The following is a 13,375-nucleotide window of genomic DNA, read 5'->3' as shown; positions in this document are numbered from 1 at the left end:
CTTGGTCAGTGACGGCTGAGATAGGTGAGGACTGCGAGGACGCGGCGGTGGCCGCTGTCGGCCGGTGAGAGGCCGAGCTTGGCGAAGATGTTGCCGATGTGTTTGTGCACGGCGTTCTCGGTGATGACGAGCCGGGCCGCGATCGTGGCGTTGTCCTTTCCTTCGGCCATCATGGCGAGGACTTCGCGTTCACGTGGCGTGAGGGCGGCAACCGGGTCGTGCGCGTGACGGGTGAGGAGCTGCCCGATCACCTCGGGGTCCATGACGGTAGCGCCGGCGGCGACCCGCCGCAGCGCGTCGATGAACTCGCTCACCCGGCTCACCCGGTCCTTGAGCAGGTAGCCGACGCCGCCGCGTCCATCGGAGATCAGCTCGCCCGCGTACTGCTGCTCGACGTATTGGGAGAGGACGAGCACGGGTAGGCCGGGGTGCCGGCGGCGGGCGCGGATGGCGGCGTGGATGCCCTCGTCGCGGAAGGTCGGCGGTAGCCGTACGTCGACGATGGTGACGTCCGGTCGGTGTTCGGTGACGGCGGCGAGGAAGCCGGGGGCGTCCTGGGTGATCGCGGCGACGTGAAAGCCCTTGGCGGTCAGCAGGAGTTCCAGCCCATTGGACAACAAGACGTTGTCCTCGGCGATCACGACCCGCACGCCAGGCTCACAGTGATCGTGGTCGGGCCGCCGCCGGGGCTGTGGATGTGGACGGTGCCGTCGAGCGCCAAGACACGGTGGCGGATTCCGGCGATGCCGGTACCCAGCGTCTCATCGGCGCCGCCGACTCCGTCGTCGGTGACCTCGATCGACAGCTGGTCACCGTCGCGTGCGACGCGGACGGTGATCCGGGTGGCCTGGCTGTGCTTGGCAGCATTGGTGAGCGCCTCGGCGATCGTGAAGTAGGCCACGGTCTCGACCGCGGCGGGGATCGTGCCGAGGTCGCCGATATCGAGGGTGGTGTCGATCGCCGATCGGGCCCCCAGCGCGGCCAGCGCCCCGGCGAGGCCGCGATCGGCGAGGATCGGCGGGTAGATCGTCCGGATCACCGCACGAAGCTCCACCATGGCCTCCTCGGTACTCTCATGCGCTTCGTCCAAGAGTCTGGCCGCCGTCTGCGGGTCCTCGCTCATCGACTCACGGGCCACACCCAGCCGCATCGCGATGGCCACCAGCCGGGCCTGGGTGCCGTCGTGCAAGTCCCGTTCGATCCGGCGCAGTTCCGCGCCGTGCGCGTTGATGGCGTCGGCCCGCGTCTCGGTCAGCGTCTCCACACGCTGCGCCAACTGCACCGCGGCCGAAGGGGACAGCAGCGCAACACAGATCCGGGCGTGCAGGCGCGCCAGCAGTGGAACGAGCCAGTAGGTCAAGGCCGCGAAGATGACGACTTGTGCGGTCCCCAGGGTCAACGCCGTGCCCCACCCGGACAGCGGAACACCGGCGCCGAAGCCGCCCGCGCGGGTGCCGGCGGGCAACGCCCACCACAAGGGCACCGTGATGGCCGTGGCCACCGCGTTACCTGCGCACAGCACCGCGACGAGCCCGAACGCCAGACTGGTCACGATGCTTGTGCACAGCCACCCGAGAACACGCCACGTACCGACACGGACGGGACCAGAACGCGGAGAAAGCAGCAGCCGGTCGGCGCGGCGACGATGCCAGGACGCCCAGGCGCGAGCCATCGTCGGGACGATGAGTACGGGCAGCGCGAACAGGGCGACCGCGGCGGTGACCAGGCTTTCCAGTAGATAACCCAGACCGCGCCACATCGCCGGAAGCTGACTGGCCCCAGGGTGGTTCATTCGCATAAGTCTGAGCCATGGCGACCGAGCCTCGCACTACAGCCCACTACCGCTTTTTGTCACTAGTGAGCGGTATCGTCTGCTCACCTCGGCCAGACCTAGCGTCAACGCCCATGACGAGTTCATCGATTCGCTCACCACGGCGGCGCGGCCGATCCATCCGACGAAACCTCGCGCTGGCCGCCATCGTGGCCGGAACCCTTTCCCTCAGTGTGCTTGTCGCGATAGCCGCCCGGCAGCACGACGACCGAATCCAGCTCCAGCTCCAGCGCGACGCCGATGCGCTCACCGCACTCGGCGTGACGGGAGTGCAGGCCCTCCTGGTCACCTCTGACGACCGGAACCTGACCGCCACCAGCGGCGTCGCCGACCTGACGACCCGGCAGCCGATCCCTCGGGATGGCTACTTCCGGATAGCCAGCATCACCAAGGCGTTCGTGGCCACCGTGATCCTGCAGCTCGCCGGCGACCGCGGCCTGTCTCTGGACGACTCGGTCGAGCGGTGGTTGCCCGGCGTGGTGTCCGGAAACGGCAATGACGGTGGCGCGATCACCATCCGCCAACTGCTCCAGCACACCAGCGGCATTCACGACGATTACCCGGACTACACCTCAGCGCAGGACTTCTACCAGCACCGATACGACACCTACACACCCGAGCAGACCGTCGCTCGGGCGATGGGCCACCGCCCGGACTTCCAGCCCGGCACGGACTGGAGCTATGGCAACACCGATTACGTTCTGCTCGGCATGATCATCGAGCGGGTTACCAGGCACCCCTGGCATGAGGAGGTAAGAGATCGGATCGTCCGGCCGATCGGCCTCGATCACACCTTCTGGCCGGGTACTTCACCCACGCTGCCCCAACCACATGCCGAGACGTATCAGGCATTCAACCCCGGCGAGCCGCCCGTGGACGTCACCGAGCAGGTCGGCATGGGCGCCAATGGAGAGGCCGGGCTCGTCTCCACCACCGCCGATCTCAACCGATTCTTCCGCGCCCTGCTCGGCGGCCGGCTCCTGCCACCGGCGCAACTGACGCAGATGAAACAGACCATTCCGGTCAGCAAGGAGTTCGAGCAGCTCATGCCGGGTGCTGGTGACGGGCTGGGGCTCTTCTCACGCCCGCTGTCCTGCGGCGGGGTGTACTGGGGCCACGAGGGCGGCGATTCCGGCTGGATCAGCGCCGCCGGCGTCACCGCAGATGGCCTGCGCAGCATCACGGTCTCGCTGTCGGGCGTCCTCGCCGATTCCGCGGACGACGTCCTGCGCGTGGAACAGGCCCAAAGCAAGCTGATCGACGACGCCCTGTGCACGACTACGGACGCAGACCATCAGCAGCGTTGAGGTTCGGTGCCGCCTCAGCCGCAAGAGGGGCGCGGCTGTCCCGGCGCTGTGTCAGTTCCTTCGATCTTGGTACCGGTCACGGATACGGTAGCCGCTCTCGGCCGGGGCAGTAAGTATCGCCGAATGTAGGTATTCACCAGTTCCGGATAGTCGACGGAGGCGCCGACTACTCGTGCCATCAACGCGCGGAAGCGTGGTCGGCCCAATGCCTGGGCGTGGCTGAGTAGCGCCAGAAATTCGATGGCTCCGAGGTCTAACCGGCGTATGCCTACAGATGAGCCAGTCGACGCCGGTTAGCAGTTGAACGTGTTCGCCCAGGAATGTCGGTCAGCCCGTGACTGTCGATGATCGGTATGCCGTAGCGGTGTTCGAACCTGGTCCGCTGTTCGACGTTGGCCCGCACCGCGCCGCCGATGGCGAACCGCACCGACGAGGTGTTCGGCCGTATCTGGGCGGGCAGATCGGACAGCGCCGTGTACATGGTCGGGTCCGCGGAGAAGTAGGTGGCATGGCTGCGCTCGATCCGCTCGAAGAACGACGTGGGGCTGAACCGGCCGGCTATGGTGGCGCGGCCACCGGCGAGCAGCGGCGACAAGACGCCCACCACGATGCCGCTGATATGGAACAGCGGCAGGATCAACAGGCTGTGGTCGGCGTCGGTGAGTGCGAATGCCTCGATCGCCAATCGGCACACGGCGTCGAGGTTCATGTGGTCGAGCATCACGCGGTTCGGCTCGAGGCTGCTCCCGCTGGTGTAGATGATCAGCGCTGGTGCATCGTCGCTGGGCCGCGCCGCTGCCGAGATGGCGGGGTCTGCCGCGGTGAGTTCGTCGGCAGAAATGACGGCTTGGACCGGAGCGTCGAAGGCGGGCCGCTGCGCGGCGACCAGTACCTTGGCGCCCGCCTGGGCCATCTGGTAGCTGGCCTCCGGGGCGGTCAGCGATGGGTTGATCGGGGCGGCCGTGGCACCCAAACGCCATGTGGCGAACAGGGATACGACGAGGGCGGCGGTATCGGGCAGCATGATCGCGACTACGTCGTCCGTCGAGACGCCCGCGGCGCGCAGGCAGGCGGCGGCCCGCCGCACGGCGGCCAGGAATTCGGTGTTGTTCAGGTCGATGTTGTCGTCGGTGACGGCGGGTGCGTCGGGCGCGGCGGCGGCGCGACGGTCCGGGAGGGTCGAAAGAATCAACAGCGGTCCTCGAGGTGGAGGTGTGGTGCGAGGAATGACGACAACGGTAGAAGTAACGGTGCGGCTCGTCATCGTCGTGCGTTGACGAAATTCGTCGCGTGCTTTGTCGTCGGAGGACAATGTCGACCTCGTATTCGTCACCGCGGGTCGCTGCGCTGTAACTACCATTGGGTGGTGACGACTTTTCGTCGCGACGGTGATGTCGATGTGAGCCGCTGTATCGCGAAGATCGCCGCCCGCATGAACGAGCGGGTGACGAATGTCAACGTGGGTATCTCGCGCGTAATCGAGGACGAGATACCTGAGTTGCGTGCCGACGTCCACACCATCGAACTGCTCGGGGCCAGTGTGCATGGCAATATCAACACACTGCTGCACGCGCTGCAGCACGACATCCCGGCGGCGCGGATCCACGCGCCCGTGGCGGCGATCGAGTACAGCAGGCGCTTGGCCCAGCACGATGTCCCGCTCAATGCCCTGGTTCGCGCTTACCATGTCGGCCAGCGGCGTCTGACCAAGATGGTTTTCGCCGATCTGCTGGCCAGTGATATCGCGCCGGTGGATCAGGTCATCGTCATGGAGGCGATCAGCACCAGGCTGTTCGAATACCTCGACCAGATCATCCAGCAGGTCGTCGCCGCCTACGAAGGCGAGCGCGAGCAGTGGCTGGACGACCGCAACAGCGCCCGTGCGCTTCGGGTCCGCGAAGTGCTGGCGGGTAAGAGGACCGTCGATATCGGCGCCGCCACCGAATCGATCCGTTACCCACTGCATTGGTTCCATCTGGCACTTATCGTTTGGTACCCGGGCGCCGGCGCCCATGTTGACGAGCTCGCCGGGCTGCAACGATTCGTCCGCGAATCGGCCGAGGTGGCAGATGCCGCCGCCCGCCCGCTGTTCGTCGCCGACGATCGGATGAGCGCCTGGGCATGGCTGCCGTATCGGTCGGCGCAGCCCGACGCTGTCGCCAAGGTCCGTGGTTTCGCGGCCGGGTATCCGGATGCGCCGCGGGTGGCCATCGGCACGGTGGCCTCCGGAGTGTCGGGATTCCGTCGGTCGCATCGGCTCGCCCAAGGTGTGCGCTCGGTCGCGCTGGCGCGTGGAGACGCGGAATCGAGCATCATCGCAGCCGGCGACCCGGGATTGTCGGTGGCGGCGGCCCTGCTCGGCGGCGGGATCGCGGAGGTCAAGGAATGGGTTTGCGAGGTGCTCGGCGACTTGGCCACCGACAATAAGAACGACGCATGGCTGCGCGAGACGTTACGGGTGTTCCTACGCACTGGGTCCAGCTACAAGGCGGCCGCCGCAGAACTCGATCTGCACTCCAATTCGGTGAAATACCGGGTCGGGCGGGCGGTATCGCGGCGCGGCAGGCCTATCACCGAGGACAGGCTCGACGTCGAGCTCGCGCTGCTGGTCTGCCAGTGGTACGGATCGCCGGTGCTGTGCCCGGATACGGCCTAACTGCCCCAACCAGGCGATGAACCGGGCCTCGATCGGGTGCACCCAGGACGCGGTGGTCGGGGACGAATTCGGGGCGGCTTGTTCGCCGAGAGGTTGTCGCAGATCAGGCAGACCAGCTCGGTGACAACCATCGCCTTGTCACTCCCCGACCAGCTATGTGCTGATCACAACTGGCGCACATTCCTGGGCTGCGATGACACGGCTGTCGAGAATGGCGGCAGCCCCCCGGGCCAGGTTCGGGAATAGATCGCTGAGGGCCACGGTTGAGCTGTTCGGGAATGTTGAGTATGCCCGGCTCAAGTTTGAGTTGACTCCTGACCGCAATCCGGTGCAGGATTGAGTCGACCACGCTCAGCGTTGCTGAGACCGTGCTCCGTGAGGTGCTAGGGGCGAGGTCTCGCGGCACAGGACAACTGGCCGCAGGGCGATCGTTCGCCCAGCACCGACACAAGTAGTTACGTCAACTAGGAGGAAAACCATGGCTCGTGCGGTCGGAATCGACCTCGGGACCACGAACTCGGTCGTCGCCGTTCTCGAAGGCGGAGAGCCGGTCGTCGTCGCCAACTCGGAAGGATCGCGCACCACCCCCTCGATCGTTGCTTTCGCGAAGAACGGCGAGGTATTGGTCGGACAGCCGGCCAAGAACCAGGCGGTCACGAACGTCGACCGCACCATTCGCTCGGTCAAGCGCCACATCGGCACCGAGTGGAGCGTCGAGATCGACGGCAAGAAGTACACGCCGCAGGAGATCAGCGCGCGCACGCTGATGAAGTTGAAGCGCGACGCCGAGGCCTACCTCGGTGAGGAGATCACCGACGCGGTCATCACCGTCCCCGCCTACTTCGAGGACGCACAGCGCCAGGCCACCAAGGAAGCCGGCCAGATCGCCGGCCTCAATGTGCTGCGTATCGTCAACGAGCCCACCGCGGCCGCCCTCGCATACGGCCTGGACAAGGGCGACAAGGAACAGACCATCCTGGTCTTCGACCTCGGTGGCGGTACCTTCGACGTCTCGCTGCTGGAAATCGGCGAGGGTGTCGTCGAGGTCCGCGCGACCTCCGGTGACAACCACCTCGGTGGTGACGACTGGGACGAGCGCGTTGTCACCTGGCTGGTCGACAAGTTCAAGGCCAGTGCGGGCATCGACCTGACCAAGGACAAGATGGCGCTGCAGCGGCTGCGTGAGGCCGCCGAGAAGGCCAAGATCGAGCTGAGCTCCTCGCAGAGCACCTCGATCAACCTGCCCTACATCACTGTCGACGCGGACAAGAACCCGCTGTTCCTCGATGAGCAGCTGACCCGCGCCGAGTTCCAGAAGATCACCTCGGACCTGCTCGACCGCACCCGTGCGCCGTTCCAGTCCGTGATCAAGGACGCCGGCATCTCGGTCAAGGACATCGACCACGTCGTGCTCGTCGGTGGCTCCACCCGTATGCCTGCCGTCACCGAACTGGTCAAGGAACTGACCGGTGGCCAGGAGCCCAACAAGGGCGTGAACCCGGATGAGGTCGTCGCCGTCGGCGCCGCGCTGCAGGCCGGTGTGCTCAAGGGCGAGGTCAAGGACGTCCTGCTGCTCGATGTCACCCCGCTGTCGCTGGGCATCGAGACCAAGGGTGGCGTGATGACCAAGCTCATCGAGCGCAACACCACCATTCCGACCAAGCGCTCGGAGACCTTCACCACGGCCGATGACAACCAGCCGTCGGTGCAGATCCAGGTGTTCCAGGGTGAGCGCGAGATCGCCTCGCACAACAAGCTGCTCGGTTCCTTCGAGCTGACCGGCATCCCGCCGGCCCCGCGTGGCGTGCCGCAGATCGAGGTCACCTTCGACATCGACGCCAACGGCATCGTGCACGTGACCGCGAAGGACAAGGGCACCGGCAAGGAAAACACGATCAAGATCCAGGACGGCTCCGGCCTGTCCAAGGAAGAGATCGACCGGATGGTCAAGGACGCCGAGGCGCACGCCGCCGAGGACAAGGCCCGCCGCGAGGAGGCCGAGACCCGCAACCAGGCCGAGTCGCTGGTGCACCAGACCGAGAAGTTCATCAAGGAGAACGAGGACAAGGTCCCCGGCGACGTCAAGGAGAAGGTCGAGGCGGCCATCGCCGAGGCCAACGAGGCGCTCAAGGGCACCGACATCGCCGCGGTGAAGTCCGCCGTGGAGAAGCTGGCGACCGAGTCGCAGGCGCTGGGCCAGGCCATCTACGAGGCGTCGGCGGCGGAGTCCGCGGCCTCGAGCAACGGTGCGTCGAGCACTGCCGACGATGACCAGGTCGTGGATGCCGAAGTTGTGGACGAGCCGGTCGACACGGAGAAGAAGTGACCCAGGGAAATTCGGGGGAGCGTAACTCCGAACAAGAGCCGATCACCTTCGTCGACAACCGCAAAGTTGATCCGGAGACCGGCGAGATTCGGGAACCGGCCGCAGCAGACGCTGCTGCGGCCGGCCCGGATGCGGGCAACGGTGCCGACGCCGTGCTCGCTGCCGACGAGGGGGCCGCGATTCTGGCCGAAAGCATCAGCGGCGAGTTGGCCGAGCGCACTGCCGACCTGCAGCGGTTGACCGCGGAATACGCCAACTACCGGCGCCGGGTCGAGCGGGACCGTAAGGCGACCATCGACGCCGCGAAGGCCGCGGTGGTCACCGAATTGCTCGGCGTGCTCGACGATCTCGATCGGGCCCGTGCGCACGGCGACCTGGAGACCGGACCGCTCAAGGCGGTCGCCGACAAGCTGTCCGACGCGCTGACAAAGCAGGGCCTCGAGGAATTCGGTTCGGAGGGTGAGCCTTTCGACCCGACCCTGCACGAGGCCGTGCAGCACGAAGGTTCCGGGCACGACCCGGTGATCGGTGTCGTCATGCGCAAGGGCTATCGCTTCGGCGATCGGGTGCTTCGGCACGCGCTGGTCGGGGTAACCGATGGCGTGGCCGATCTACCGGTGAATGAAGCATCGAACGCTGGTTCCGATGCCGGCATACCCAACCAATAAGGACGCGACGGGCCCGGAAGCGGTAGCGCAGCGTGACCACGGAGGGCCCCGGGAGCGCCGCAGGTCAAGAACAGTGAGAGGAGGAGATGCCCGGTGAGCCAACGGGAGTGGATCGAAAAGGACTTCTACAAGGAGCTGGGCGTTTCCTCCAGCGCCTCCCAGGACGAGATCAAGAAGGCGTATCGCAAGCTCGCTCGTGACCTGCACCCGGATGCCAATCCCGGTGACACCAAGGCCGAGGAGCGGTTCAAGTCCGTCAGCGAGGCGCATGCCGTGCTGTCCGATCCGGCCAAACGCAAGGAATACGACGAAACGCGAAAGCTTTTCGCCGGTGGCGGTGCGTATGGCCGGGGCGGTGGGTTCACCCCCGGTACGGGCGGTGGGTTCTCCCAGGACTTCAATATCGGCGACATCTTCGGTCAGGCGAATGCGGGCGATGGTGGCCTCGGCGACCTCCTCGGTGGCCTGTTCAACCGAGGTGGCACCCGGACCGCGGGCAGTCGCCCGCGCCGTGGCGCCGATGTGGAGACCGAGACCACGCTCGGCTTCCGTGAAGCCGCGCAAGGTGTCACCGTTCCGCTGCGGATGACGAGTCCCTCACCGTGTACGACGTGTCACGGCAGTGGCGCGAAGCCGGGGACAAGTCCCCGAGTGTGCCCTATCTGCAATGGAAACGGCGTCATCAGCCGCAACCAGGGCGCGTTCGGTTTCAGTGAACCCTGCGACGAATGCCGTGGCACCGGCTCGATCATCGACGACCCGTGCGTCGACTGCCACGGCAGTGGCATCCAGAACCGGACCCGCACCATTACGGTGCGGATCCCGCCGGGTGTCAGTGACGGACAGAAGATTCGGCTGGCCGGACAGGGCGAGGCGGGGCTGCGTGGTGCGCCTTCGGGCGACCTCTTCGTCACCGTGCACGTCAGCCAGGACAAGGTCTTCGGCCGCAACGGCGACGACCTGACCCTGGTGCTTCCGGTCAGTTACAGTGAATTGGTGCTGGGCACAACCGTTTCGGTGCCCACGCTGGAAGGGCGCGTCGGCGTCAAGGTGCCTCCGGGCACCGCGGACGGCCGCATCCTGCGGGTGCGCGGCCGTGGCGTGCCGAAGCGCGGCCCCGGCGGCGGCGCCGGTGATCTGCTGGTCACTGTCAAGGTCGCCGTGCCGCAGAAGCTGGACGACAATGCTTCCGAGGCGCTGCGGCGCTACGCGGATGCGGAGAAGACCAGCGGGTTCGATCCACGTGCGGGATGGGCAGGTGCGTGATGTCCGGTGATCCGAAGAATGCGTCAGGTGGGCCCAACCCGGGCCGTACCGAGGCTCAGGTCTTCATGATCTCGGTGGCGGCACAGTTGGCGGGCATGCACGCGCAGACACTGCGCACCTATGACCGCCTCGGACTGGTTACGCCACAACGGACTTCGGGCGGCGGTAGGCGCTACTCGGCCCGGGATGTCGAGCTGCTGCGCGAGGTGCAGCGGCTGTCCCAGGACGAGGGTGTCAATCTCGCAGGCATCAAGCGCATTATCGAACTCACCAATCAAGTGGCGGAATTGCAGCAGCACGTCGCCGATCTGGCGGCTGAAGTGGAGCGGCTGCGCTCGGGCTATCGCCCGGATCTTTCACCGCCACAACGCAGTACCGCATTGGTGGTGTGGCAGCCCCGGCATCGGCGCTGACACTTCCTGGCAACCATCGGGCCCCGGTGTTTCGGTTCATCACGCATGAACCGAAGCCTGGGGCCCGATGTCGTCGAGGCGCGGTGATAGCGGGCGGGATGCCGGATCGATTGGCGCGCACGACTGTCCGCGCAACGGATCGGGCGGCCGGTCGTCTCGCGATTTCCGGTCGGTCGCCCGGGCAGCCGGGTGCGTAAAGGTTGCTGACCCTAGGTAATCGGCAACATTTCGGAGTTGCCGTGTGATCGCTCGGTGTGCTGGATCAGGATGAACCCTGCAAAATGGATCTCACAAATTCAGTGAGTCTGTGACTGATTTCACCCAAATTATCGATCTCCCAGTCGGTTTCTGTGGCGTTTCGCGTTTCGGGTCCTCGTTTCAGGAGAATTTCACGCGTGATGTTTTCACGGATGATTCCGTTGCTGGCAAACCTCACCTACACTCGGTTGCATCGGCTGCTGTCGAGTGTCCCGCAGCACCTCACTCGCCGGCTCGGTTTGTGTACGAGTGCGAAATGGGGTTGTGACACAAATGGATTCGCGGACTATCGCTTTGATAAGAACGACGTTCAAGGCGGTTGCTGCGGAGGAAGGTGGGTCCGCGAGGCTGGCAAGTTCGTTTTACGCGATCTTGTTCACCGATTACCCGCACGCTCGCGAATTCTTCCCGGCAGCAATGGATGCACAGCGTGACCGATTGGTCAAGGCCATCGCCTACGTGCTGGACCGGCTCGAGGAGCCGAACAAGCTACTACCGTTCCTGGCCCAACTCGGCCGCGACCACCGCAAATACGGTGTGCAGCCCGAGCATTACGTCGCGGTGGCCAACTCGCTGAAGGCCGCGATGCGGATTTTCGCAGGCACCGAGATGTGGACCGATGAAGTGGAGCGGGCCTGGGACGAAGGCCTGACCATCATCGGCGACACCATGATCGGCGCAGCGGAGAAGGAGACCACGCCCGCGGTGTGGACCGGGACCGTGGTCGAGCGCCGCGACGTGCTGCGCAACCTGACCGTCGTGCGGCTGCAACTGGACGAGCCGATGCAGTTTGCCGCAGGCCAGTACATCAGCGTGCAGATACCGTCGCGGCCGCGGATGTGGCGCTACCTGTCGCCCGCCGTGCCCGCGAACGCCAACGGCGAGATCGAATTCCACATCCGTAGCGTGCTGGGCGGCTGGGTCAGCCCGGCGATGGTCGGCCACACGAACATCGGCGACAAGTGGCTACTCGGGTCCCCCCTCGGCGGGCTCGGCATCCCACGCAACAGCAAGCGCAAGATGCTGATGGTCGGCTGCGGCACCGGTCTCGCCCCACTACGCGCCCAGCTCATGGCGATGGCGCAGCGGCGGATCAACCCCCGCGTGCACCTGTTCATCGGCGGGCATCACCCCTGCGACCTCTACGATCTCGAAACGCTCAGCGCGCTCGCCGTGGCCAATAAGTGGCTCACCGTGACACCGGTGACCGAGAGCGACGAAAACCCGTGGTGGCACGTGGACTCCGGTGAACCGGAGCGCACCTGGCCGGGGCTGGAACCACGAATGACCGGACAGATCGGCAAGGTCGTCGCCGGCTACGGGGCATGGGCCGACCGCGACGTCCAGATCGTCGGATCGCCATCCATGGTGCAGACCACCAAGTTCCGCCTGATGGCAGCGGGCACCCAAACCAAGAACATCCGCCACGACCCGCTGTTTTGATTTGGCCGCGCCTGCGGCGCGGCGTGTTCGCGGCCCCCTTGGTCTCGCTTCCGAGCGGCCGAGACTCGCGCCTGCGGCGCATGCGCTTCGGCCGCTCGGAAGCGAGACGGGCCGCGAACTCTAGTGCTCGATCTCGCTTCGCTCGGAAGGTGTCATCGTGCCGAGTGGGTGTGTTGGTCGGGATGCTCGGGACTTTGGTGGATGCGCTGCGGCTGGTGTGGGGTGGACGGGCCGCGAACGCTGGTGCTGGGTCTCGCTGCGCTCGGAAGGTGCATCGTGCCCAGTGGGCGCATTGGTGGGGATGCTCGGGACTTTGGTGGATGCGCTTGTGCTGCATGTGAATCGGCCCGGAGCGGGCACTGGACGAACTGCTCCGGGGGGTCTGTTGGTCAGATTCCCTCGAATTGGATTCTCTCGGCGGGGGTTCCGGTTGAGATGAGTCGGTCGACTGTTGCGCGGGTCATGGCGGGGGAGCCGCAGACGAGCACCTGGTGGTTGGCGAAAGCGCCGTGTGAGCCGACCACGTCGGCGAGGGTGCCGTGGAGCATGTCGTCGGGTGGGAATCCGATGTCTACGCGGGACTGTTCGTACCAGTCGTCGACCCAGCCGGGATCGTCCGGGGTTTCTACCACCGGGATGACGGTGAGCCAGGGCAATTCGCCGGTCAGCAGGTAGAGCATGTCGGTGGCGTATAGGTCGCGGGGGGAGCTGCCGCCGATGAACAGGTAGGTGGGCGGCGGGTCTTCGTGCCTGGCCAGGTCGAGGATCTGGGCGCGCATCGGGGCAAGGCCGGTGCCGCCCGCGATCATCACCACCTCGTCGCCGTCGGGATCGACGGCGAACGTGCCTGCCGGGGCGGTGATCTGCCATTGGTCACCCGGTGCGGTGTCGGCGACGATGGAGCCGCTGCACCAGCCGCCCGGCACGGTTCGAACATGGAATTCGAGCTTGCCGTCCAGCGAAGGCGGCAGGGCGGGGGAGAATCTTCGCCGCATGCTCGGCTGCTGCGGCACCCGCACCTCGACGGACTGGCCCGCGGTGAACGGCACGAACTCGCCGATCAGCCGGATCACCGCGAGGTCGTGGCGCAGCCGATGATGGCCGACGACGGTCGCCTTCCATTCGGGCGGGGCGTCGAAATCGGGCAGTGTGCGGTGATCGGGCGAAGCACCGTTGCCGTGCAAGTCCCCCAACGGAGCCTCCTCGT

The 13,375-nt window shown here is 66.0% G+C and carries 11 protein-coding genes; 7 read left to right on the top strand and 4 right to left on the bottom strand.

Annotated elements, in window-relative coordinates; genetic code table 11:
• Window positions 1-5 precede the first annotated feature (5 nt).
• Window positions 6-650, bottom strand: coding sequence for a LuxR C-terminal-related transcriptional regulator (locus ACLMAL_RS19740; protein ID WP_412000411.1), 645 nt, complete (start codon window positions 648-650; stop codon window positions 6-8).
• A complete protein-coding gene (locus tag ACLMAL_RS19735; protein WP_412000410.1) occupies window positions 638-1,792 on the bottom strand; it encodes a histidine kinase in 1,155 nt (384 codons plus the stop codon). Before ACLMAL_RS19735 ends, ACLMAL_RS19740 begins: the two co-directional genes overlap by 13 nt.
• Window positions 1,793-1,905: 113 nt before the next feature.
• Between ACLMAL_RS19735 and ACLMAL_RS19730 the strand changes: the two genes are divergently transcribed.
• Window positions 1,906-3,138 carry a serine hydrolase domain-containing protein gene (locus ACLMAL_RS19730; RefSeq protein ID WP_412000409.1) on the top strand — a complete coding sequence of 411 codons (1,233 nt, stop codon included), beginning with the start codon at window positions 1,906-1,908 and terminating at the stop codon, window positions 3,136-3,138.
• A gap of 268 nt (window positions 3,139-3,406) precedes the next feature.
• Here the strand turns inward: ACLMAL_RS19730 and ACLMAL_RS19725 are convergent, their stop codons facing one another.
• Window positions 3,407-4,330 carry a class I adenylate-forming enzyme family protein gene (locus ACLMAL_RS19725; protein WP_412000408.1) on the bottom strand — a complete coding sequence of 308 codons (924 nt, stop codon included), beginning with the start codon at window positions 4,328-4,330 and terminating at the stop codon, window positions 3,407-3,409.
• 174 nt (window positions 4,331-4,504) lie between these two features.
• Here ACLMAL_RS19725 and ACLMAL_RS19720 point away from each other — a divergent pair, with 174 nt between their 5' ends.
• The 6 genes from ACLMAL_RS19720 to ACLMAL_RS19695 all read left to right on the top strand — a co-directional run bounded on the left by ACLMAL_RS19720 (window position 4,505) and on the right by ACLMAL_RS19695 (window position 12,168).
• Window positions 4,505-5,794 carry a PucR family transcriptional regulator gene (locus tag ACLMAL_RS19720; RefSeq protein ID WP_412000407.1) on the top strand — a complete coding sequence of 430 codons (1,290 nt, stop codon included), beginning with the start codon at window positions 4,505-4,507 and terminating at the stop codon, window positions 5,792-5,794.
• 478 nt (window positions 5,795-6,272) lie between these two features.
• Window positions 6,273-8,120 carry a molecular chaperone DnaK gene (gene dnaK, locus ACLMAL_RS19715; RefSeq protein ID WP_412000406.1) on the top strand — a complete coding sequence of 616 codons (1,848 nt, stop codon included), beginning with the start codon at window positions 6,273-6,275 and terminating at the stop codon, window positions 8,118-8,120.
• Window positions 8,117-8,788, top strand: a complete 672-nt coding sequence (gene grpE, locus ACLMAL_RS19710; RefSeq protein WP_328407004.1) for a nucleotide exchange factor GrpE — start codon at window positions 8,117-8,119, stop codon at window positions 8,786-8,788. The genes dnaK and grpE overlap by 4 nt, the downstream gene beginning before the upstream one ends.
• 93 nt (window positions 8,789-8,881) lie before the next feature.
• Window positions 8,882-10,054 carry a molecular chaperone DnaJ gene (gene dnaJ / locus ACLMAL_RS19705; protein ID WP_328407003.1) on the top strand — a complete coding sequence of 391 codons (1,173 nt, stop codon included), beginning with the start codon at window positions 8,882-8,884 and terminating at the stop codon, window positions 10,052-10,054.
• Window positions 10,054-10,467 (top strand): heat shock protein transcriptional repressor HspR, encoded by a 414-nt coding sequence (locus ACLMAL_RS19700; RefSeq protein WP_412000405.1) that lies wholly within the window; start codon window positions 10,054-10,056, stop codon window positions 10,465-10,467. Before dnaJ ends, ACLMAL_RS19700 begins: the two co-directional genes overlap by 1 nt.
• Before the next feature lie 531 nt (window positions 10,468-10,998).
• Entirely contained in the window at window positions 10,999-12,168 is a 1,170-nt protein-coding gene (locus ACLMAL_RS19695) for an FAD-binding oxidoreductase (protein WP_412000404.1), read from the top strand.
• A 389-nt stretch (window positions 12,169-12,557) separates the two neighbouring features.
• Here the strand turns inward: ACLMAL_RS19695 and ACLMAL_RS19690 are convergent, their stop codons facing one another.
• Window positions 12,558-13,316 (bottom strand): FAD-binding oxidoreductase, encoded by a 759-nt coding sequence (locus ACLMAL_RS19690; protein ID WP_412000477.1) that lies wholly within the window; start codon window positions 13,314-13,316, stop codon window positions 12,558-12,560.
• Window positions 13,317-13,375 lie beyond the last annotated feature (59 nt).

The organism is Nocardia sp. CWNU-33, assembly GCF_046764895.1.
Lineage (GTDB): Bacteria > Actinomycetota > Actinomycetes > Mycobacteriales > Mycobacteriaceae > Nocardia.
The sequence above is the reverse complement of the archived record's forward strand: the minus strand, read 5'-3'. Positions and strand labels throughout refer to the sequence as shown.

What these genes read in the sequence shown, in the direction of transcription:
- ACLMAL_RS19735 (WP_412000410.1), bottom strand. Translation starts at nt 1,792, where the DNA reads ATGAACCACCCTGGGGCCAGTCAGCTTCCGGCGATGTGGCGCGGTCTG.
- dnaK (WP_412000406.1), top strand. Translation starts at nt 6,273, where the DNA reads ATGGCTCGTGCGGTCGGAATCGACCTCGGGACCACGAACTCGGTCGTC.
- ACLMAL_RS19695 (WP_412000404.1), top strand. Translation starts at nt 10,999, where the DNA reads ATGGATTCGCGGACTATCGCTTTGATAAGAACGACGTTCAAGGCGGTT.
- ACLMAL_RS19700 (WP_412000405.1), top strand. Translation starts at nt 10,054, where the DNA reads ATGTCCGGTGATCCGAAGAATGCGTCAGGTGGGCCCAACCCGGGCCGT.
- ACLMAL_RS19730 (WP_412000409.1), top strand. Translation starts at nt 1,906, where the DNA reads ATGACGAGTTCATCGATTCGCTCACCACGGCGGCGCGGCCGATCCATC.